The following is an 18,436-nucleotide window of genomic DNA, read 5'->3' on the forward strand; positions in this document are numbered from 1 at the left end:
GAAGGACGCGGGAGAGCCCACCGCGCCCTCCGCCGCCACCCACCCGCGCCCGAGTACGCACCGCTCGGGCGCGGTCGCGGTCAGCGAGTGCCCAGTCTGGCCAACGCGCGCATGGTGGCGGGGGACAGGCGGCTCACGAGGCGGCCGAGCCTGGCCTCCGGGGTGACCGGGACGACCGTGCGGCGGCGGCGGATCGCGTCGACGATGTGGTCGGCGACCTTCTCCGGGGGATAGTTGCGCCGGGCGTAGAGCTTGCCGAAGCGTTCGCGGCGGGCGCTCTGTTCGGTGTCGTCCAACCCCGAGAACGTGGTGCTGCGGACGATGCCGGTGTTCACGATGCCGGGACAGATCGTGCTCACGCGCACGCCCGACGAGGCGAGTTCGGCGCGCAGGCAGTCGGACATCATCGCCACCGCGGCCTTGCTGGTCGCGTAGGCCGCGAGCTGCTTCGAGGGCGTGTACGCCGCCGCCGACGCGATGTTGACGATGTGCCCGCCCTCGCCGCGCTGCGCCATCAGCGTGCCGAACGCGCGCGAACCGTGGATGACACCCCACAGATTGACGTCCAGGACGCGCTTCCACTCGGCGTTCGTCGTGGCCAGGAACGTGCCGGAGTGACCGACGCCCGCGTTGTTGACGACGATGTCCGGGACGCCGTGCGCGTGCGCGACATCCGCCGCGAACGCGTCCACCGCCGCGGCGTCCGAGACGTCGACGCGGTACGCGTGCGCGGCGACCCCGTACAACCGCGCGAGCACCGCCGTGCGCTCGGCCGCCGCCGCGTCGATGTCGCACACCACGACGTCCGCGCCCTGCTCGGCGAACGCGACCGCGGTGGCTCGGCCGATGCCGCCGCCCGCGCCGGTGACCAGCGCGAGCCGGCCCGCGAACGGGTCCTTGCCCACCGGCCGTTCGCGCTGCCGGGCCAGGTCGAGCGCGGGCACCGCGGTCCCGTTGTCGATGTGGTCGACGAACTCCCGGGTCATCCGTGCCACGGTCGAACCCTGCTCCAGAAGGGCGGACCAGTGGCCGGCCGCGATGCCGCGCCGCCACAGCCGCGGCGCCCACCGCTCCAGGCCCTCGGACAGCGCCGCGCCCACGAAGCGGTCGTCGGCGAGGGTGATCAGCTGGACCGGCACCGTGGTGCTGCGTTCCCCCGGCAGCAGCATGCGCGGGAGCATGTTGGCGCGGTACAGCGCGATGCCGCGCACCGCGTCGTCGGCGAGTGTGGGCTGCGGATGCCCGGCGCGCGGACGCACGCCCTCCGCCCTGGTCAGCATCCGTCCCCACCCCGCCGCCAGGCCGAGCCGCCAGGTCGCGGGCGCGAGCACCGGGACGTGGAACGCCGTGATGTACCACGAGCGCACCGACTGCGCGGCCAGCTGGCCGACATGCCGCGGCGTGGGCCGCGCGAAGCGCCGCCTGGTCCAGTGGCCGACGTGATCCAGGCACGGCCCGGACATCGACGTGTACGAGGCGATCCGGCGCGGCCCGGCCCGGTCGGTGACCGCCTCCCACGCCTGGATCGAGCCCCAGTCGTGCGCGAGCACGTGCACCGGCTGGTCCGGGCTGACCGCGTCGAGCACCGCGAACAGGTCGGCGGCCAGCTGCTCCAGGCGGTAGCCGTACCGGCCGGCCGGCGCGCCCGAGTCGCCGGCCCCGCGCACGTCGTAGCGGACCACGCGATGATCGCGCTCCAGATCGGCGGCGACGTCGTCCCACACCCGGTGCGTGTCGGGATAGCCGTGCACGAGCAACACCACGGGCCCGCTCTCCGGGCCCTGTTCGTACACCGCGAGCGCGACCCCGCCCGAGGTGACCGTGCGGGTGCGCGGGCCGGAGACCACGTCCACCACGCGCCGCGCGGCGGCCGGGGCCGTCATCGCCGCGCCGCCTTGCGGACCCGGTGCACGTGCGGCAGGTCGTCGTCGAGCCAATGGGCGTCGTCGTCGGTGACCACGAGCAACTCCTCGAACTTGGCCCCGACATCGCGCAGCGCGATGTGCGGCTCGACCGCCCACAACCCCGGCGTCGGCACGTGCCGCGAGGCCCGCCCGTCTGCCCACAGCGGCGAACGCCCGTGCAGGCGCTCGCCGATCAGCTCCCGCCCGAGGGTACGCAGCGTGCGCACGCCGAAGCCGAGGACGTTGACCCCCACCGGCCGACGCAGCGTCACCCGGGTGACCTGATGCCCGATCACCCGGCCCGGATACACCTTGTGCCGGTTGTCGTAGCCGTGCGTCGCGATCAGCGCGTCGACCGCGCGGTACACCTCGTCGAGCGGTTTGCGCTGCCTGACCTCGCGCAGGATCAGGTCGCGGTACTCGCCGAGGTCGGCGACGATCCGGTCCCACACCGCGTTCTCGCCCAGCTTGCCCGCGTAGCCGATGTCGGCGGTGTACCCGTCCACGATCGGCGCGCAGTCCAGGATGTACGGCATCCCCTCCACCATCCGGCGGTTGCCGGCGAAGAACTGCAGCGGCGTGTGGAAGCCGCGGAACGCCGTGCGATCGCCGAACCACGCGAACGGGATGTGGAAGAAGTCCTGGACGCCGTCGGCCACCAGCTCCCGACGCAGCCGCGCGGCGGTCTGACGCTCAGTCACGCCCGGTTCGATCCAGGCCGCGACGCGTTCGGCGCAGCGGTAGGCCAGCCGCTGCACCTCGCGGAACCGGTCGAGGTCGACCTCGTCGAACGCGAACGCGGGAATCCCGCGCGGTGGGCGCACTGCCGGGGCTTGTAGCCGTGTGCTCATGAACTCCGCCTTCGTGGGAGTCGAGTGACGCTGGGTCAGAGGTCAGAGGTCAGAGGTGAAAGGTCGGAGGTGAGAGGTCAGAGGTAAGAGGTCGGAAGCCGGAAGTCGGAAGTCGGAGGTGAGAGGTCGGCGGTCAGAGATCGAGGTCGAGCCGCTCGCCTTCGGCCGCGCGCGACACGCACACGAGCATCGTGCCCTCGGCCCGCTCGTCGTCGGTCAGCCGCAGGTCGCGGTGCTCGACCTCGCCGGCCAGCACCCGCACCCGGCAGACTCCGCAAAAGCCCTGCCGGCACGAGTAGGCGGTGTCCGGCACGGCCTCACGCAGCACGTCCAGCGCGGGCCGGTCGGCGGGCACCGCGAGGTCGATGCCGCTGCGGCGCAGGCGCAGTTCGAACGGCCGACCGTCCCGCACGGGGGCGGGCGCGAAGCGCTCGACGTGCAGCCCGGTGGCGGGGCTCGCGGCCATCGCGGCCCGGACGCCGGCGAGCATCGGCGCGGGCCCGCAGCAGTACACGGCGGCGCCGGCGGGCGCGCGCCGCAGCAACTCGGCGCAGTCGGGGAGGCCGACCTCGTCGTCGGCGCGGACCTCGAATCGGCCGGCCGATCGACCGCCCGGGCCCGCGAGCTCGGTCAGTTCGGCGCCGAACGGCAGTGACGCGCGGGTGCGTCCGACGTGCACGAGCCGCCAGTCCAGGCCCGCGCGCGCGGCTTGGCGCACCATCGGCAGGATCGGCGTGATCCCGATCCCGCCGGCCAGGAAGAGCACGGCCGGCTCGGCGGCGAACGGGAACGCGTTGCGCGGTCCGGCGGTGGTCAGGCGCGCGCCGACCGGCAGTTCGTCGTGCATCTCGATCGATCCGCCGCCGCCCGCGGCCAGTCGGCGGATCGCGATCCGGTAGGTGTAGCGGTCCTCGGGGTCCCCGCACAGCGAGTAGTGCCGCTGTCGCCCGGAAGGCAGGCGCAGCGCGAGATGGGCGCCGGGCTGCCACCCGGGCAGCCGGCCGCCGGCGGGCGCGGTCAGCCGCAGCGAGACGACGTCCTCGGCCTCGACGACGCGTTCGCGGACGACCAGCGCGAGCGGCCCGGCGGGCGCGGCCGCGGCGAGTGGCGAGCCGGAGCGGGCCCGCCGGCGCCCGGACCGGGCGACCGCCTCGGTGTGCAGCCGGCCGAGCACGGTCAGGGTGCGCATCATGCGGTCGCCGCGTTCGCGTCCGTACAGGTCCGGCGGCGCGGAAGTAGGCGGCGTTGCGGGGCTCATGGGCATCCTCGGCACTTTCGGCATTCTCGGCGTTCTCGGCATCCTCGGCGTTCTGGGCGTCTTCGGGCGTCCTCGTCGAACGGGCCGTACCGTCACCGCGCGGCGGCGCGGGCGGCGGGTGAACGCGCGAGGTAGGCGACGGCCTGGCGGGTCGAGCCCTCCTGCGTGGGGTGGTAGCGCGGCTTGACGTAGCGCGCGGCGGAACGCGCGGCGGCGGTGAGCCCCGGCAGCAGGCCCCGGCGCGAGGTCTGCACGTAGTCGCGCCAGCGCGGCTTGCCCCGGCCCGCCAACTCCGGGTCGGTGAGCATCAGGAAGCGCACGCCGCGCACCCACAACCAGATGAGTACCGGGCCGGTGCCGGCCATGGTGCGCATCCGGCGGAGGTAGCCGGGGTCGAGGTGGATCAGCAGGTCGTAGGCCACGCTGCGGTGTTCGACCTCCTCGGCGCCGTGCCAGCGGAGCAGGTCGAGCATCGTGGGGTCGACCGCGGCCCGGTCCAGGCCGGGCGCGTTGAGCACCCAGTCGCCGAGGAACGCGGTGAAGTGCTCGATCGCGGCGATGATCGCGACTCGCTCGACCAGATGTTCGCGGCCCGCCGCGCCGGTCAGGTCGTCCCGGCCGCCGAGGATGCGGTGGAAGAGCCACTCGACCTGGCGGACGTACGGTGCTGGGTCCAAGCCCTTGGCGAGCAGGAGGTCCAGCACGCCCTGGTGGGCCTCGGCGTGGACGGACTCCTGGCCGATGAACCCGATCACGTCCTCGCGCAACTGCTCGTCGGTGATCAGCGGCAGTGCCTCCTGGAAGGTGCGGACGAACCAGCGCTCGCCCTCGGGAAGCAGCAGGTGCAGCACGTTCATGGTGTGCGTGGCCATGGGCTCCTCCGGTACCCAGTGCATCGGCAGGCGCGACCAGTCGAAGTGCACGGCGCGCGGGTTGAGCGCGAGGTCGCGGTGCTCGTCGGCGCGAACGGCCGGGCCCCGTACGGAGGTTCGAGTGGCGTGTCGGTCGTCGTGGCTCGCGGGGGAGGCGATGGCGGACGTTGCGGTGGTGGGAGGAGCCGAGGACATCGGAGGTGCTCCTTGGTCGGGAACGACTCTTGTTACCCAACAGTAGGGAGTGTTGAATAAAAGTCAATACATGGCGCGCGCGACTGCTCCGACCGGTCGGGGCGGTCCTCAGGGCGATGTGAGGACGATGTCGGTGGTGAGTCGATCCGCGTGTACGAAGGCCTGTTCGGCCCGCACGTCGGTCATGAAGACGAACGGCGGGATGACCGGCGGCAGCGGCAACGCGTCCGGGGCGAAGTCGAGGCAGATCAACCCCTCGATGCACCCGTGCAGCCTGGTGAGATAGATCCGGACGTCGCCGTCGAGCGTGAGATCGGTCGTGGTCAGCTTCAGGTTGGCGCCGTCGTCCCGGGTGCTGAGCCGGTAATCGCGCAGGTGGGCCTTGCGCATCGTCAGCACCAGCACCCGTCGCGACCCCTGGGCGGTGTCGACCGTGGTCACGCCGGCGAGCGCGAACCCGACCGGCGCGAACACGCTCGCGGTGATCGTGGGCGGCTTGAGGCCGGTCCGGACACCGGCCGCCGGTGCGGCCGTGACCGCCTCGGGCGCCTCGACGGCGCCGGCCCGACCGCCCGTCGGGCCCACCGCCGACGCGGCGATCAGTACGGCCAGCACTGCCGGCAGCATGGACAGGGTTCGATCCGGCCACGATTTGGGATCCATGTCGAGTCGTCCTCCTCGGAGTCCGTCGCGCTGATGGAGGTGCCGTGGATCGCGCAAGAGTCCGCGAGGGCCGAGGTGTCCGCGAGGTCCGCGGGAGCTCCGAGGCCGCCCCGGGATCCGAGCGGGCCGAGGGGTCCGAAGGGGTCCGAGAGGGTCCGAAAGGGGCCGAGAGGTCACGGGGTTCGCGGGGCCGAGTCGGCCGTCGCCGAGGCGAGCGGGGCGCCGACCCTCGCCAGTACTCTTGCCGTGGAACGCAGAGCGGAGTTGCTTCCAGCCGTGCATATACCTTGCCGCGACAGAGACTAGGCTTCGTTTTGAACAAAAGTCAACGATCCGTTACGGAGGGTCGCCGCACCCCGCCCGACTCGGAGCGCTCCCAGGCCCGACGGGCCGAACTCGTGGCCATCGGGCGCCAGTTGTTCGCCAACGTGTCCTACGACGCGCTGTCGGTGGACGACATCGCGGCAAAGGCCAACGTCGCCAAGGGCCTGCTCTACTACTACTTCAAGAACAAACGCGGCTACTACCTCGCGGTCATCGAGGATTCCGTCGCCGACCTGGTCGCCCGCGCGCGCAGCGACGAGGACCAGCCGGCCGCCGACCGGTTGCGCAACGTGCTCGACGGCTACCTGCGCTTCGCCCAGGGCAACGAGGCCGCGTACCGCACGGTCGTCAGCGGCGGCGTCGGCTTCGACACCGACGTGCTCACCATCCGCGAGCGGGTCCGCGAGGAGATGCTCACGTCGCTCGCGCACGGCGCGTACGGGCGCAGCGACCTGTCACCGATCGCCCGGACGGCACTGATCGGCTGGCTGTACTGCGTCGAGGGCGCGACCCTCGACTGGCTCGCCCGCGGCGACCTGGCGCGCGACGAGGTGCACCATCTGCTGGTCATGCTGCTCCTGGACACCTTCGTGACGATCGCCCACCTCGATCCGGCCTGGGTGCCACCGGAGGCCGCGCTTAACCGCGGCACCGGCACGGGCACCGGTATCGCCACCGGCACCGGTATCGGCACGGTCGGCGCCGGGACCGCGGTCGGCTCGGAGGACCGAGCCGGTTAGGCATGTCATCCTTCGGAACGACCCCTTCACCCGCACGACGCACGATCGCGGGACCGAAGGTTCGCCCGCACGGCGATCGTCGCGAGCACACGCGCTGCCTAGCGTTGAGGTCATACCGGGCGACCACCCGGCGGCCCCCTCTCGCGGAGGTGCCGAAGCACCGAACCCTGGAGGCGGCAGCGATGATTCAAGCCCGAGCATTGACCAAACGGTACGGATCCAAGACCGCCGTGGACGGCCTGACCTTCACCGTCCGTCCCGGCGTGGTCACCGGCTTCCTCGGCCCCAACGGCGCCGGCAAGTCGACCACGATGCGGATGATCCTGGGCCTGGACCACCCCACGTCCGGCGGCGTCACCGTCAACGGCCGCCGCTACGCCGACCACCCCGCACCGCTGCACGAGGTCGGCGCGCTCCTGGAGGCGAAGGCGGTACACACCGGCCGCTCGGCCTACCACCACCTGCTCTCGATGGCGGCCACCAGCGGCATCCCGACCGCCCGGGTCCGCGAGGTGATCGACCTCGTCGGCCTCGACGAGGTGGCCCGCAAGCGGGTCGGCGGCTTCTCGCTCGGCATGGGCCAACGGCTCGGCATCGCGACCGCGCTGCTCGGCGACCCCGCGACACTCGTCCTCGACGAGCCGGTCAACGGGCTCGACCCCGAGGGCGTGCTGTGGATCCGCACCCTGCTCAAGTCGCTGGCGGCGGAGGGCCGGACGGTCTTCCTGTCGTCACACCTGATGAGCGAGATGGCGCTCACCGCCGAGCACCTGATCGTGGTCGGCCGAGGCCGGCTGATCGCCGACACCTCGGTCGCGGACTTCATCCGCGGCGCGGCCCCCGACCTGGTCCGCGTGCGCACGCCCGACGCCGATCGGCTGCGCGCACTGCTGCCGGCCCCCGACGTTCGGGTCGCGGGCCGCGAACGGGACGTACTGGAGGTCAAGGGGCTGTCCAGCGACGACATCGGGCGGGTCGCCGCCGCGCACGGCATCACCCTGTTCGAGCTGGTGCCGCAACAGGCGTCCCTGGAGGAGGCGTTCATGGAATCGACCCGGGACGCGGTCGAGTACCGGGTGTCCGCGTCGGGGGCGGCCGGCCCGGCCGGCGCGGCCGGCGCGGCCGTCGGCATCGGCATCGGCATCGGCATCGGCGCCTGCGCGGGCACGAGCGCGGGCGCGGGCGGCCGTGCGAACGGGGAGGTCGCCTGATGGCCGGCACCGTCTCGACCGACGGCGCGTCGGCCACCGGCCCGCTGTTCGTCTCCCGTGCCGCCGGCTCCGGCAAGGTCACCTTCGTACGGGTGCTCAACGCCGAATGGATCAAGCTCCGCAGCCTGCGCTCGACCTTCTGGGTGCTGGTCACCGCGGTCTTCGTGGTGATCGCGCTGGGTCTGCTGATCACCTCGGGCACGGTGAACCGCTGGCCGAGCATGAGCGCGGACGAGAAGTCGCGGTTCTCCGCGCCGAACGCGAGCCTGACCGGCCTCTACCTCGCCCAACTGGCCATCGGCGTGCTGGGCGTCCTGGTGGTCACCGGCGAGTACGCCACCGGCTCGATCCGCGCGACGATGTCGGCGGTACCGCACCGGCTGCCGGTGCTGTGGGCCAAGACCCTTGTGTTCGGCGCGGTGACCTTCGCCCTGATGCTCGGCACGTGCCTGATCGCGTTCCTCAGCGGGCAGGCGGTCCTGGCCCGGGAACACATCGGCGTCTCGCTCGGGGACCCCGGCGTACCACGCGTGGTCGTGGGCGTGGCGGTGTACCTCGCCGTCACCGGTGTGCTCGCGATCGGGATCGGCGCCATCGTGCGCACCGCCGCGGGCGGCATCGCCATCGTGTTCGGGCTGCTGCTCGTGCTGCCCGAGATCGCGCGCGCCCTGCCCGCCTCGTGGCAGGACCACATCTCCAAGTACCTGCCCAGCGAGGCCGGACAGGCGCTCTCCCGATGGCATCCGGAAGCCGACGCGCTGTCCCCGGGGATGGGCATCACCGTATTCGTCCTGTACGCAGCGGTGACGCTCGCGGTGGCGGCGGTGCTGCTTCGGCGGCGCGACGCGTGAGCACGATCCTTAGACGGTTCGGCGGTGGGCCCGTGCTCACCGCCGTACCGGCACGCCTGACGACGTTCGCCCGCCGACATCCGACCTGGGCCGACAGCGCGCTCGCGGTGGCCATGCTGGTGCTCGTCGACGCCGGGAGCCTGCTGCGGGCATCCGCCTGGGCGGCGCTGGGGGCCGCCCTCACGTTGCCGCTCGCGCTGCGCCGCCGGGCCCCGGTCCCGGTGTTCGCGGTGCTCGCGGTGGTGGCCCTCGCGCAATGGTCGCTCGACGTGCGCACCGCCGCCGACATGAGCCTGCTGGTCGCGCTGTACACCGTCGCCGCGCACTGCGACCGGGCCCGGACCCTGTACGCGGTCGCGGTGGTCGAGGCGGGCATCCTGTTGGTCACCGTGCGCTGGACCGAGCCCGACTACCGGCTCGGCGCCTTCGTCGGCCTGAGCGCGATGACCGTCACGGCCGCGGTGCTCGGCGCGAACCTGCGCACGCGGCGACGCTATCTCCTGGCCCTGGAGGACCGCGCCGACCGCCTCGAACGCGAACAGGAGCAGCAGGCCGCGCTCGCGGTGGCGGCCGAACGCTCGCGGATCGCGCGCGAGATGCACGACATCGTCACGCACAACCTGTCCGTGATGGTCGCGCTGGCCGACGCCGCCGCGATGACCGTGCGCAGCACGCCCGACCGGGCCGGGCTCGCGATGGAGCAGGTCTCCGGCACGGGTCGGCAGGCGCTCACCGAGATGCGCCGCTTCCTGGGCATCCTGCGGGAGGACGAACCGGAGGCCGCCCGCCACCCGCAGCCCGACCTGGCCCGTCTGGGCGGCCTCGCGGAACAGGTCCGCGCGGCGGGCCTGCCGACCACGCTCACCGTCGAGGGCGACGCCCGCGACGTGCCCCAGGGCGCCCAACTCGCGGTGTACCGGCTCGTGCAGGAAGCGCTGACCAACACCCTCAAGCACACCCTGCCCGGCGCGAGCGCTCGGATCCTGGTCCGGTGCTCACCCGCGCACATCGAGCTGAACGTGGTCGACGACGGCCGGGCACGCGCACCCGGATCCGGGGCGGGCGCCGGCAGCGGCGTCACCGGCATGCGCGAACGCGCCGCCGTCTACGGTGGTCACGTCGAGGCCGGACCGCTGGCCGACGGCGGCTGGCGGGTCTTCGCCCTACTGAACCTGACCGATCCCGGAGGATCCTGACGTGGCCATCGACGTCCTTGTGGTGGACGACCAGCCGCTGCTGCGGATGGCGTTCACGATGGTCCTGGGCGCGCAGGACGACATGACCGCTGCGGGCGAGGCCGACAGCGGCGAGGAGGCGGTCCGGCTGACCGAACTCCTGCGCCCCGACGTGGTGTTGATGGACGTCCGGATGCCCGGCATGGACGGTATCGAGGCGACCCGCCTGATCGTCGAACGCTGCCCCGAGACGCGTGTTCTGATCCTGACCACGTTCGACCTCGACGAGTACGCCTTCGCCGGCCTGCGCGCGGGCGCCTCCGGCTTCCTGCTCAAGAACGCCCTGCCGGCCGAACTGCTGGCCGCCATCCGCTCGGTGGCCGCCGGCGACGCGGTGGTCGCCCCGCGGATCACCCGTCGCCTGCTCGAAACCTTCGCCCATCGCATCCCCGAGCAGGGCCCGGTCACCGACGAGGACCCGCGACTGGCCCAACTCACCGAGCGCGAACGCGGCGTCCTGGTCGAACTCGCCCAGGGCCGGTCCAACGCCGAGGTCGCGGCCCGCCTGCACCTGTCCGAGGCCACCATCAAGACCCACGTGAGCCGAATCCTGACCAAACTCGGCCTCCGCGACCGCGTACAGGCGGTCGTCTTCGCCTACGAGAGCAGGCTGATCAAGCCGCTGTGAGCGGCGAGTCCCGGTCGGTGGGCGGGCGCGCCGGTGAGCTCGTGTGCTCAGTCGGTGGGTGGGATCGGCGGCGGGTGTTGTCCCCGGTCCGGGTCGTAGAGGCCGGCCAGACCGACGTTGCGGCCCAACGCCAGGAAGGCGTAGTCGAGTTGCTCGTACCACTCCCGTTGGTTTTGGAGTTCCTTGACGACCTGCACGGTTCCCTCCCCGATCCCCGAGTCGGGAAAGAGCATCGCGGTGAACGTCGTGCCGGGCTCGCTCGGATCGCCGGACCGGGCGAACACCGTGAACTCCCACGACTGCGTGCCCGCCGTCCCGGACCCGTGATCGCGGCGCAACAGGGCGTACGCCGGCGGCTGCCGCCACACCTGGAGCGGCGCGCGCACCGCGAACGTCGGTCCGACCTTTCGCCACGGCGGTTCGGGCCGGCCCAGATGGTGCGCGTCGGAGAACAGGTCGCGGCGCAGCCGCGCGTACCGCGGCGCGATCGCGGCCAGCCCCGAGACCGCGTCCGCCAGGTCCATCTTGCTGTCACAGTGGTTCAGCGAGTGCTCGCAAAGGGCGATCTCCCGTCGCACCCACGGCTTGAGCAGGGAATCGAGCGCGCCCAGGCGGTGCGCGTCCTCCACGCACTCCGCGGTGAACAGCGCGGCCTGGTACGCACCTCGGTACCGCGAGGCCAGATCCACGTTGCCCCCTTGTGGCGGTGGGGTGTCGCGATGTCGCCTTGGCGCGGCGTCGCCGGGTCAGCATATGGCGGGACCGTGCGCCGCGGGACGGCCGGGCCGAACCGGTCCGGATGGGTGGCATCACGGCATCGTCCTCGCGCCGCCGCGCACCGTGCCGGTGATCGGCACGGTGCGCGGAAGGGTGGGTCGTGCGGGGAGGGTGGATCGTGCGCGGAAAGGTGGATCGTGCGGGGAACTACGCCGCGGGCTCCACGCTTTTGATGATGGCGAAGGTGGCGCCGAACGGGTCGGTCAGCCAGGCGAGTCGGCCCACGTCCGGAACGTCGGCGGCGGGCATGACGACCGAACCGCCGTTCCCCTGGGCCCTGCTGACCACGTCGTCCGGGTCGGTGACCTCGAAGTACGGGATCCAGCCCGGCTCTTGGCCCTCCCGAGCCGTGACGACGCCACCGAAGGACGCGTCCTCCTGCTTGCCTTCGGCGGTGGAGAGCACGGTGTACTTCATGCCGGGCATCTCGAATTCCTGCGCCCGCCAGCCGAACAGGGTGCCGTAGAAGGAGAGGGCCGCATTCAGGTCACCGGAGTGCAACTCGGCCCAGGCCAGGGAGCCGGGGGTGCCCACCACCTCCGAGCCCGCGAACGCGGCGGACTGCCAGATCGCGAACCGGGCGCCGCCCGGGTCGGTGAGCTGGGCCATCCGGCCGGCGTCCATGACGTCGAACGGCTCCAGCCGGACCGTGCCGCCGGCCCGCTCCACGGCCTTGGCGGTGGCGTCCGCGTCGGGGACCTTGAAGTACACCATCCAGGCGGACGAGGCCCCCTCCTCGGTCAGCGGGCCGAGCCCGCCGACGGTCTTGCCCTCCTGCCGGAGGAGGCCGTAACCGCCGGCTTCGGGCCCCGCGGACTCGAAGGTCCAGCCCAGGACCGCGCCGTAGAACTGGGCCGCCGCGGCGGTGTCGGGGCTGCCGAGGTCGAGCCAGTTCGGCGAGCCGGTCACGTAGTCGGTGCTGAGCATGTCGCTCCTTCGCCGGACCGCGGTCGGTCCGAATCACATGTGTTGTACGGACTCTTCGAGTCTGACTCCCGGAGCCCGTCCACGGCCCGCAAGCGCGCGGATCCGGCGGCGGAGATTCGCCGCCGCTGCGCCGAACGAGTGAGCGGCACAACGGCACAACGAACAGCGCGGGTCGGAATCGCGCGCTACGCGGGGCCGGAGGCCTTGCGGTGCAGCACCTGGGAGTCCGGACCGGGCGACATGATCGATTCGTGCCCGTTCGCGTCCCGCACTCGAAAGGGCGGTGTGCCGTCCGGGCCCAGTACCTCGATGATCTCCACGACGTGGTCGTGTTGGCCGACGACCCGGCCGTGCGTCACAAGGCGATCACCCTTGGTGGCGTGCATATCGACTGGCTCCTCTGTGGAAGGGACCGGGCTTCGGGACTGCTCGGACGCAGGGCCGTACCGCGAGTCCATGTCATCAGATGGTAACAGTACGATCACTTTGCGTGGTGGTCGAGCGCTCGCGCAGGAGCAGCCCGGCGGTCACGGCCACCGCGACGGCGGTGAGGCCGTGGATCCCGAACGCGGTCCCGGCCGAGCCGTCGTGGCCCAGCACGATCACCATGTCGCCGGTGGGCACGAAGGTGATCGCCGCCATCGCCCACCCCAGCGCCTTGCGGTGCCCGTTCAGCAGGAGCGCGAAGATCACCAGGCCGGACGCGATGTCCCGCACGCCCTTGACGGCCAGGAACGCCGTGCCGTCCTCGCTGGGCCAGGTCGGCACACCGAAGCCGGAGGCGCTCGACTGCGGGGCGAGCAGGTAGGCGATGCCGACGTAGATGATGAAAACGGCGCCCAGGGCGGCGAGGCCGGTGGTGAGGTTCTTCAGGGTCATCGCAGTCTCCCGAGGTGGGAACGCTTGCTGGGAAGAAGCGTTCGTCGTGTTCCTTGAGAGAAGCTTCGCCCCGGGATCATGGAAGCCACATGGAAGGGACTTGGAGGCCGGCTCGACCTCGACGCCGACGCCGACGCCGACGCCGACGCCGACGCCGATGTCGGAGTCGTAGCTTCGCTCCTCGGCGACGTGCCCGTCGGCACCCGACCGGCCGCCGGTCCTCGCGCGCGGCGAATCACACGGCGCTGGGGCTGCTCACGGGCGCTGCCGCGGGGGCAGGGCGCGGAGGGTTCCGGTGCCGACCGTCGATACGGTGCCGCCGACCGTGACCCGCTCGATGTCGTCGGGCCTGCCGTGCGCGGCGATCGTGATCGAGCCGGGCCGACCGACGAAACGGCCCTGGGACAGCGTGAGTTCCCGGCCGTCGTGGGCGCGGCCGTGGCGCATCAGGTAGGCCGCCACACAGCCGGCCGCGCTGCCGGTCGCGACGTCCTCCAGTACGCCGTCGTTGTTCCAGTGCCGGCCTTCGAGCGCGGCCGGGTCCAGGACGTACGCGAATTCGGCGCCGAACCCGCGGAGAAAGTCCTCGAAGTCGGCGTGCTCGATGCGGGCCCGGCCGAGGGCGTCGGCGTCGCGTACCGGGACGATCAGGTAGCGCAGGCCGGTGGAGACCACCTGGGGTGGCAACGTCGCGTCGAGGTCGTGTGCGGCGAGCCCCAGGGCGGCGGCGATCTTCGCCCGGTGCCCGGCCGGTTCATCGGGGGCCAGCTCGGGGCGGCCCTGGTCGAGGAGGGCGAAGATCCGGCCGTCCGTGCTCCCGCGCGTGGTCACCCCGACGGTGCGCGCCGACAGGGCGATCGTCCACCGGCGCTCCTCGTCGACGGGGGTGCCGGACGTGCTGTGCAGGACGGCCGCCGCGCCCAGGACCGGGTGTCCGGCGAACGCGAGTTCCTCGAAGAGGTCGAAGACCCGGGCGTGCGCCACGCCGTCGGTGTCCGGGCCGGTGACGAAGATCGTCTCGAAGTGCCGCAACTCCTGGGTGATCCGGACCATCTGGCCGGTGTCCAGCGCCGGCGGATCGATGAAGACGGCGAGGCTGTTGCCCGTGTACGGCCGGTCCGCGAAGACGTCGACGTGGTGGTATTCGGTGGAGATGGGAGCCATGTCGCCGAGCGTAGGCGCGATGTGGATCACAGGGAATCACGATATTTCGATGCCTTGCATAATCAATTCTTATGCAGAAGGACTTCCAGATCTCCGACCTGCGCGCCTTCGCGGCGACCGTGCGCGCGGGGAGCATCACCAGCGCCGCCAGGGCTCTGCGACTGAGTCAGCCCGCGGTGAGCCAGCGGATCCAACGCCTGGAACAGGCGGCGGGCGGACGCCTCCTGGTCAGGGGCGCGCACGGGACCCGGCTCACCGAGCCGGGGGAGCGACTCCGGCTGCGCCGGGGCTCGATCCGCTCGCCGATCCGCTGCCGTTGGTGCTGTTCTCCCAGCCGTGCCAATGGCGGCAGCCGGCCCTGGACGCGCTCGATCGGCACGGCCGGCACTGGCGGATCGCCTTCCAGAGCACCAGCGTGCACGCCGTCCAGGCGGCGGTCTCCGCCGGGATCGGGGTGGGCGCGCTGCTGCCGGGCAACCTGCCGCCGGGCGCGGTTCGCCTGTCCGCGCAGCATGGGCTGCCGTCTGCGCCGACGGTCGACATCGCGATCTCGCGGCGGGCGGACACCGACACCGATGCGGCCTTGGTGAGTCTGGAACGACTGCTGCGCGGGGCGGCGGGCACGACCGCGACCGACTGAGGCGGGCGGCGTCGATCGGCGCGGGCGGGACCGGCTCGGGCAGGACCGGCTCGGAGGCCGGTGAGTGAGGCGCCGAGGGTCACGATTCGGGCCATCCGCCTTTCTTATGGCCCCTCTGCGGCGATGGTGATGGCGCGGGCCGGGCACATCGCCGCGGCTCCGCGTACGTGCTCCGCGTGGGCGTCGGCGGGTGTCGCGTCGTAGACGAGGTAGTCGTCATCGTCGAACGAGAAGACGTCGGGTGCGGCGAAGACGCACTGGCCGTGGCTCTCGCACAGGTTCATGTCCACGGTGACGCGCATGGTCGAACTCCCTTGCCGGTCGGGGAATGCCGTGGCGGCCGGCGGGCCGGTCTCTGGTCGCTGGTTGCTGGTCGCGGGCCGCCACGGCGATGCTTCGGAAAAGTGGTCCTGCGGTGTGGTGGGGGCGGCGTCGGTGCTGCGGGGTTTGCCCGCCGGTCTAGAAGAAGCCGCAGGTCGGGGCGCCGGCGGTGGGGGCGTCGGCCGGGTCGGCGCCGGACGGGGCGTAGATCTCCAGGCGGATGCCGTCGGGGTCGGCGAAGAAGATCCCGCCGGACGTCCCGTTCTCGCCGTGCGGGACGACGCCGTCGTAGTTGAACCGCGCGTCGAGCCCGCGCAGCACCTGCTCGGCGGCTTTCACCTCGTCGATGGTCTCCACCTGGAAGGACAGGTGGTGCAACCCGGGACGGCCGGCGGCGAAGTCTCCCTCGCTCTGCTGCCACAGGGTGACGAGCAGCTTGCCGTCCCGGCCGAGGAAGGCGAACCGGCGGTCGTCCTCCTTGCCTTCGGCCACCACCTCGAACTCGAACACGGCCTTGTAGAAGGCCACGGAACGGTCCAGATCGGTGACGTTCAGCCCGACGTGTCCGGTCTGAAGTGCCTTGATGTTGGCCATCGTTGCTCCTTGTGTCGCGGTGCGGGTGGCTGGGGTGCCGTGCGGAAGGCATGCGGGTGCTTCGAAGCGCACGCATGGGCACGCCTTCATTATGATCTAATGATTACACATCCATTGAGCCATTAGAAATAGATTCGAGGATGCATCCAGAGGACAACGACGACGCGTCCCGGTGGCCTGCGGCCTTTACGGCCGTCAAGGGACGGTCTGGATCCGGGCGGTCGCGGTCGCCACTGCCACCGGCCTGCCGTCGGGGCCGATCAGCTCACCTGCGAGAAAGCAGATGTCCTTACCGCGCTGCACGATCCGCCCCCGACCCAGAAGCCGTCCGGGACGGGCGGGGCGGAGGAACTGGACATGCAGATCGACGGTCGGCGCGAACTGATTCTCCGGCAACGTCGCGACCAGCGCCGGACCCAGGGTGTCGTCGAGCATCGCGGCCAGGAACCCGCCCTGGATCACACCGACCGGGTTCGCGAACTGCTCCCCCGCCTGAAACGCCACCTCGATGGTCCCCTGCTTCGGATCCACCCCGACCAATTCCCACCCGAGCAACACCGCCGCAGACGGCGGCGGAACCCGCCCCGCCAACACATCCCAAAACAACCCACGCCTACCCGCACCCATCTCCATACACCACATCGAACCGCCCACCACCGACAGCGGCCCGGGCCTGTTCGGCGTCGACCTCGACGAGGTCCGTGTCGGAGGGCGGGGTGCGGGTGGGCGTTGAGATAGGCGACGACCGCTTCGCGGGCCACAGTTGTCGGGGGTGTCCGGCGGGGCCCAAGACGGCGGCCAGGGCGCGGGTCGGGGCACGAGCCCGACGGGTTCGCTTCGTTGGGCGACGTCCAGGGACAGCAGCAGTGGCTGCGGCCACCGGCCGCCGTACCGTTCGGTGTCGGCCCGGCAGGGCAGCAGGGTGTGGAAGCCGGGCCGTGCCGGTCGTGAACAGCCGGAGAGCTCTACTGGAGCCCCAGGGCGGTGGCGAAGGCCGAGAAGGTGGGGGTCACGGTGCGCCATTGGCAGATCGGGGGGTGGGTCCAGAAGTCGCTGCCCACGACGCGGGGGTCGGATGGGTCGGTGCGGTAGTCGAGGGCGAGGGCCACGTCGTCGCCGGGTATGCGGTTCACCGCGATGAGGACAGCCTGCTCGACGTCCAGCCAGGGCAGTTCGACGGGTGTTGCTCGGCTGCTTCCTCGTGCCTCGCGGAAGAAGGCTCGGGACGCGTCGTCGGCGAAGGTGTCCAGCGAGCTGGACTCCCATGCCATCTGGTCCGTGCTCGTGAGGAAGTCGAGTGGGCTCTCGAACCAGGGGATGAGTCGCCCCATTTCGGCATCGCCCGGATGACGCCACCGGCCCTGGCCGAGCAGGTTGGTCAGCTGCGCGGGCAGGGCCAGTCCACGGACTGTCGGGTGCTCCATGGGGACAGCGTGGCAGAGCCGGTGGCGACGGGGCGATGCCGTTCCGCTGTGGTGTTGTTGCTGGTTCTGCTTCTACTTCTGCTTCTACTTCTACTTCGGTGGGGTTGGGTGTAGTTGGGTGTAGGTCTTGAACGTGTACTGGCCGTCGAATGTGACGGCGCTCGCGCCGGTGGGTGCGGGGAGGCCGTTGCGGTGGTTCAGGACGGGGCCCAAGGGGCCGCAGTCGGTGGCGGCGGGGACGGTGAGGGTGGTGTCCCAGATTGTGCCCTTGAGGATGGGCGGGTCCTTGGATACCCACTCGTTGCTGCCCTTGCGCATCATGGTCAGCCGGACCGGGCGCTCCGCGGTGCCGATCGTGCAGCCCTTCGGGAGCAGCGGGCCGCTCAGGGCGAAGGTCACGTCCAGGCCGCCGGCCGAGGTGCCATGGGAGATGAAGTCGAACCAACCGCCGTACCTGGTCTCGACGTTCACGCCGAGCAGGGGCGCTCGCTCGGGCAGCCCCGGGATGTTGAGCAGGCCGCCCGCCGCGGGGCTCGGCGCCGCGTGCATCGCGCCGAAGACCTGGCCGGTCGTGCCGTCGGGTAGGGGGCCTTCGGAATGGGTGATGGTCATCGGCGTGCGGATCGGGACGGTGAGTCCACCGAGCCGGATGTCACCGGTGGCGATCATCACCTCGCACCGCCATTTGTCGGGGTCGGCGTTGGCGGGCAGCTCGGGACAGTCGCTGAAGTCGAAGGTGGGCAGGGCCGTTTCGGCCGCCGCGGTACGTTCCGCCGGTCGACCGTCGGCGAGCGCCGGCGCGGCGGACAGACCCACGGCGCCGAGCGCGAGCCCGGCACAGACGGCGACCTCGGCGAGCTTGCGGTTCCTCTTGCGGTGCACGTCGATCGTCTCCTCGGTTCGGCAGGATGCCGGTGACTTCCCTCGAACCTAAGGAAGTTGACGCCACATCAGAATCCGGCTGCCCCCACACCCGGC

21 protein-coding genes and 1 pseudogene are annotated in these 18,436 nt (G+C 71.7%); 7 read left to right on the top strand and 15 right to left on the bottom strand.

The annotated features are described in order from the left end of the window. Positions 1-80 precede the first annotated feature (80 nt). From OG928_RS40820 to OG928_RS40840, 5 genes are all read right to left on the bottom strand, one after another. Positions 81-1,883, bottom strand: a complete 1,803-nt coding sequence (locus OG928_RS40820) for an SDR family oxidoreductase (protein ID WP_331767065.1) — start codon at positions 1,881-1,883, stop codon at positions 81-83. Further along, positions 1,880-2,755: a M24 family metallopeptidase gene (locus OG928_RS40825; RefSeq protein ID WP_331767066.1), complete on the bottom strand. Its 876-nt coding sequence runs from the start codon at positions 2,753-2,755 to the stop codon at positions 1,880-1,882. The genes OG928_RS40820 and OG928_RS40825 overlap by 4 nt, the downstream gene beginning before the upstream one ends. A gap of 133 nt (positions 2,756-2,888) precedes the next feature. Then, positions 2,889-4,013: a PDR/VanB family oxidoreductase gene (locus OG928_RS40830; protein ID WP_331767067.1), complete on the bottom strand. Its 1,125-nt coding sequence runs from the start codon at positions 4,011-4,013 to the stop codon at positions 2,889-2,891. 92 nt (positions 4,014-4,105) lie between these two features. Then, positions 4,106-5,080, bottom strand: a complete 975-nt coding sequence (locus tag OG928_RS40835) for a metal-dependent hydrolase (RefSeq protein ID WP_331767068.1) — start codon at positions 5,078-5,080, stop codon at positions 4,106-4,108. Between the two features lie 108 nt (positions 5,081-5,188). Then, a complete protein-coding gene (locus OG928_RS40840; RefSeq protein WP_331767069.1) occupies positions 5,189-5,743 on the bottom strand; it encodes a hypothetical protein in 555 nt (184 codons plus the stop codon). Positions 5,744-6,057: 314 nt separating this feature from the next. Here OG928_RS40840 and OG928_RS40845 point away from each other — a divergent pair, with 314 nt between their 5' ends. The 5 genes from OG928_RS40845 (at position 6,058) to OG928_RS40865 (ending at position 10,732) form a co-directional block, all read left to right on the top strand. Continuing rightward, positions 6,058-6,807, top strand: coding sequence for a TetR/AcrR family transcriptional regulator (locus OG928_RS40845; protein ID WP_331767070.1), 750 nt, complete (start codon positions 6,058-6,060; stop codon positions 6,805-6,807). 182 nt (positions 6,808-6,989) lie between these two features. Continuing rightward, the gene (locus OG928_RS40850) at positions 6,990-8,018 is read left to right on the top strand and encodes an ATP-binding cassette domain-containing protein (RefSeq protein WP_331767071.1); all 1,029 of its coding nucleotides are present in this window, start codon (positions 6,990-6,992) and stop codon (positions 8,016-8,018) included. Then, on the top strand, positions 8,018-8,869 hold the full coding sequence (locus OG928_RS40855; protein ID WP_331767072.1) for an ABC transporter permease subunit: 852 nt from the start codon (positions 8,018-8,020) through the stop codon (positions 8,867-8,869). Before OG928_RS40850 ends, OG928_RS40855 begins: the two co-directional genes overlap by 1 nt. Continuing rightward, positions 8,866-10,065: a histidine kinase gene (locus OG928_RS40860; RefSeq protein ID WP_331767073.1), complete on the top strand. Its 1,200-nt coding sequence runs from the start codon at positions 8,866-8,868 to the stop codon at positions 10,063-10,065. The genes OG928_RS40855 and OG928_RS40860 overlap by 4 nt, the downstream gene beginning before the upstream one ends. Position 10,066: 1 nt before the next feature. Then, entirely contained in the window at positions 10,067-10,732 is a 666-nt protein-coding gene (locus OG928_RS40865) for a response regulator transcription factor (protein ID WP_331767074.1), read from the top strand. Between the two features lie 47 nt (positions 10,733-10,779). On the opposite strand, the gene OG928_RS40870 is transcribed toward OG928_RS40865, so the two are convergent. From OG928_RS40870 to OG928_RS40890, 5 genes are all read right to left on the bottom strand, one after another. Continuing rightward, complete coding sequence (locus OG928_RS40870) at positions 10,780-11,421, bottom strand: hypothetical protein (protein WP_331767075.1); 642 nt, start codon at positions 11,419-11,421, stop codon at positions 10,780-10,782. Positions 11,422-11,656: 235 nt separating this feature from the next. After that, complete coding sequence (locus tag OG928_RS40875; RefSeq protein ID WP_331767076.1) at positions 11,657-12,436, bottom strand: VOC family protein; 780 nt, start codon at positions 12,434-12,436, stop codon at positions 11,657-11,659. Between the two features lie 185 nt (positions 12,437-12,621). Then, entirely contained in the window at positions 12,622-12,822 is a 201-nt protein-coding gene (locus tag OG928_RS40880) for a DUF1918 domain-containing protein (protein ID WP_331767077.1), read from the bottom strand. Between the two features lie 76 nt (positions 12,823-12,898). Continuing rightward, the gene (locus OG928_RS40885) at positions 12,899-13,315 is read right to left on the bottom strand and encodes a DUF4267 domain-containing protein (protein WP_331767078.1); all 417 of its coding nucleotides are present in this window, start codon (positions 13,313-13,315) and stop codon (positions 12,899-12,901) included. A gap of 255 nt (positions 13,316-13,570) precedes the next feature. Beyond that, positions 13,571-14,479, bottom strand: a complete 909-nt coding sequence (locus tag OG928_RS40890; protein ID WP_331767079.1) for a PhzF family phenazine biosynthesis protein — start codon at positions 14,477-14,479, stop codon at positions 13,571-13,573. Between the two features lie 71 nt (positions 14,480-14,550). On the opposite strand from OG928_RS40890, the pseudogene OG928_RS40895 reads away from it, so the two are divergent. Both OG928_RS40895 and OG928_RS40900 read left to right on the top strand, forming a co-directional pair. Then, positions 14,551-14,688, top strand: a pseudogene (locus OG928_RS40895) (LysR family transcriptional regulator); the annotation flags it as partial. Between the two features lie 110 nt (positions 14,689-14,798). After that, positions 14,799-15,119: a LysR substrate-binding domain-containing protein gene (locus OG928_RS40900; RefSeq protein ID WP_331767080.1), complete on the top strand. Its 321-nt coding sequence runs from the start codon at positions 14,799-14,801 to the stop codon at positions 15,117-15,119. Between the two features lie 104 nt (positions 15,120-15,223). On the opposite strand, the gene OG928_RS40905 is transcribed toward OG928_RS40900, so the two are convergent. From OG928_RS40905 to OG928_RS40925, 5 genes are all read right to left on the bottom strand, one after another. Then, entirely contained in the window at positions 15,224-15,421 is a 198-nt protein-coding gene (locus tag OG928_RS40905; RefSeq protein ID WP_331767081.1) for a ferredoxin, read from the bottom strand. A 157-nt stretch (positions 15,422-15,578) separates the two neighbouring features. Further along, complete coding sequence (locus OG928_RS40910) at positions 15,579-16,034, bottom strand: VOC family protein (RefSeq protein ID WP_331767082.1); 456 nt, start codon at positions 16,032-16,034, stop codon at positions 15,579-15,581. A 195-nt stretch (positions 16,035-16,229) separates the two neighbouring features. Beyond that, positions 16,230-16,667: a PaaI family thioesterase gene (locus tag OG928_RS40915; RefSeq protein ID WP_406291651.1), complete on the bottom strand. Its 438-nt coding sequence runs from the start codon at positions 16,665-16,667 to the stop codon at positions 16,230-16,232. Positions 16,668-16,999: 332 nt separating this feature from the next. Then, on the bottom strand, positions 17,000-17,458 hold the full coding sequence (locus OG928_RS40920; RefSeq protein WP_331767083.1) for a hypothetical protein: 459 nt from the start codon (positions 17,456-17,458) through the stop codon (positions 17,000-17,002). Between the two features lie 90 nt (positions 17,459-17,548). Further along, positions 17,549-18,340 carry a hypothetical protein gene (locus OG928_RS40925; protein ID WP_331767084.1) on the bottom strand — a complete coding sequence of 264 codons (792 nt, stop codon included), beginning with the start codon at positions 18,338-18,340 and terminating at the stop codon, positions 17,549-17,551. Positions 18,341-18,436: the final 96 nt, after the last annotated feature.

The organism is Embleya sp. NBC_00896 (assembly GCF_045207785.1).
GTDB lineage: Bacteria > Actinomycetota > Actinomycetes > Streptomycetales > Streptomycetaceae > Embleya.

Bases quoted from the DNA above. Each gene is read 5' to 3' on its own strand.
- OG928_RS40910 (WP_331767082.1), bottom strand. From the start codon at position 16,034: ATGGCCAACATCAAGGCACTTCAGACCGGACACGTCGGGCTGAACGTC.
- OG928_RS40820 (WP_331767065.1), bottom strand. From the start codon at position 1,883: ATGACGGCCCCGGCCGCCGCGCGGCGCGTGGTGGACGTGGTCTCCGGC.
- OG928_RS40915 (WP_406291651.1), bottom strand. From the start codon at position 16,667: ATGGAGATGGGTGCGGGTAGGCGTGGGTTGTTTTGGGATGTGTTGGCG.
- OG928_RS40880 (WP_331767077.1), bottom strand. From the start codon at position 12,822: ATGCACGCCACCAAGGGTGATCGCCTTGTGACGCACGGCCGGGTCGTC.
- OG928_RS40855 (WP_331767072.1), top strand. From the start codon at position 8,018: ATGGCCGGCACCGTCTCGACCGACGGCGCGTCGGCCACCGGCCCGCTG.
- OG928_RS40840 (WP_331767069.1), bottom strand. From the start codon at position 5,743: ATGGATCCCAAATCGTGGCCGGATCGAACCCTGTCCATGCTGCCGGCA.
- OG928_RS40825 (WP_331767066.1), bottom strand. From the start codon at position 2,755: ATGAGCACACGGCTACAAGCCCCGGCAGTGCGCCCACCGCGCGGGATT.
- OG928_RS40920 (WP_331767083.1), bottom strand. From the start codon at position 17,458: ATGGAGCACCCGACAGTCCGTGGACTGGCCCTGCCCGCGCAGCTGACC.
- OG928_RS40850 (WP_331767071.1), top strand. From the start codon at position 6,990: ATGATTCAAGCCCGAGCATTGACCAAACGGTACGGATCCAAGACCGCC.
- OG928_RS40905 (WP_331767081.1), bottom strand. From the start codon at position 15,421: ATGCGCGTCACCGTGGACATGAACCTGTGCGAGAGCCACGGCCAGTGC.
- OG928_RS40890 (WP_331767079.1), bottom strand. From the start codon at position 14,479: ATGGCTCCCATCTCCACCGAATACCACCACGTCGACGTCTTCGCGGAC.
- OG928_RS40885 (WP_331767078.1), bottom strand. From the start codon at position 13,315: ATGACCCTGAAGAACCTCACCACCGGCCTCGCCGCCCTGGGCGCCGTT.
- OG928_RS40830 (WP_331767067.1), bottom strand. From the start codon at position 4,013: ATGAGCCCCGCAACGCCGCCTACTTCCGCGCCGCCGGACCTGTACGGA.
- OG928_RS40875 (WP_331767076.1), bottom strand. From the start codon at position 12,436: ATGCTCAGCACCGACTACGTGACCGGCTCGCCGAACTGGCTCGACCTC.
- OG928_RS40835 (WP_331767068.1), bottom strand. From the start codon at position 5,080: ATGTCCTCGGCTCCTCCCACCACCGCAACGTCCGCCATCGCCTCCCCC.